Here is a 1,434-nt window from a genome sequence, read left to right on the forward strand (position 1 = left end):
CGCGGACGCGGAACCCGCCGCGCCGGGGAGCGGGCCCGGCGCCGAGCCGGGTGCCGCCGTCCCGGAGCCGGCCGCCGCCCCGCACCCGGCCGCGGACGCCCGGACGGTCCTCGTCGACCTGCCCTATCCGGAGGCGTGGCGAGGTCCGAAGCGCTGGTTCACCCTGCTCCGGGGGCTGCTGGTCGTCCCGCACCTGCTGGTGATGCTGCTCATGTACACCGCGCTGGTGGTCGTGATGATGGTGAGCTGGCTGGTCATCCCGTTCACGGGCCGCTACCCGCGCGCGCTGTACGGGCTGGTCGTCGGCTGCCAGCGCTGGTCCAGCCGGGTGGTCGCGTACGCGTTCGGGCTGACCGGCGAGGCGTTCCCGCCGTTCCGCACGCTCCCCCGGGCCCGCCGCCCGCGCTGACGCGTCCGGGGCGCCCGGATGTCTTGGACGTCGTTGTTCGTCCAGGCCGCTAGGGTTTTCCCGCAACGATCCCGATTCCCCCAGGACCGTGATGACCATGCGCGCAGGACGGAACGGCGAGGGCCTGCTCCCCGGCGACCCGGAGGAGCTCGGCCCCTACCGGCTGCTCGGGCGGCTCGGCCGGGGCGGCATGGGCACGGTCTACCTGGGCGAGGACCGGTCCGGCCGGCGCGTCGCCGTCAAGATGATCAACCGGGAGCTGGCCGGGGAGGCCGCGTTCCGGGACCGGTTCCGCCGCGAGGTCACGGCCGCCGGGCAGGTCCGGCGGTTCTGCACCGCGCCGGTGATCGACGCGGAGCTGGACCGGGACCCGCTGTACGTCGTCACCGAGTACATCGACGGGCTGAGCCTGGAGGAGGCCGTCCAGGAGCGGGGGCCGCTGCCCGGCTCCGACCTGGAGGGTCTCGCGGTCGGCGTCGCCACGGCGCTGGCCGCCATCCACGGCGCCGGAATCGTGCACCGCGACCTCAAGCCCGCCAACGTCCTGCTGTCCTCCACCGGACCCCGCGTCATCGACTTCGGCATCGCCCGCGCCCTCGACGCCGCCGACGGGCCGACCCGCACCGGCCAGTTCGTCGGCACGCCCAACTACCTGCCGCCCGAACTGCTGCGCGGCGAACCCGTCACCCCCGCGTCGGACGTGTTCTCGTGGGGCTGCGTCGTCGCCTACGCCGGGACAGGACGGCCGCCGTTCGCGGGCAACACCGTCCCGGAGATCCTCTACCGGGTCGCGCACGACGAGCCGAGGCTCGACGGGCTCGACCCCGGCCTCCGCGACGTCGTGGGCGCCGCGCTCGGGAAGGACCCGCGGAACCGGCCGTCCGTGCAGGACCTGCTCGCCCGGCTCGTCGGCTCCGGGCATGCCGATCCGGCGAAGCTCGCCGAGACCGTCCAGGCGGGCTGGCACGGCATGGCCCCCGCGGGCGCGGGCGCCACCGGGCACGCCGGGGCGCGGGCGGGCACGG

At 75.7% G+C, this 1,434-nt stretch carries 2 protein-coding genes; both read left to right on the forward strand.

Annotated features, from left to right (window positions below; all coding sequences use genetic code 11):
- Positions 1-409: DUF4389 domain-containing protein (locus E1300_RS49500; RefSeq protein ID WP_131764154.1), on the forward strand; the 409-nt coding region annotated here is incomplete at its 5' end.
- Between the two features lie 97 nt (positions 410-506).
- The coding region (locus E1300_RS49505; RefSeq protein WP_131764155.1) for a serine/threonine-protein kinase at positions 507-1,434 on the forward strand (928 nt) is incomplete at its 3' end.

Origin of the sequence: Actinomadura fibrosa, from assembly GCF_900659615.1 — a bacterium.
GTDB lineage: Bacteria > Actinomycetota > Actinomycetes > Streptosporangiales > Streptosporangiaceae > Spirillospora > Spirillospora fibrosa.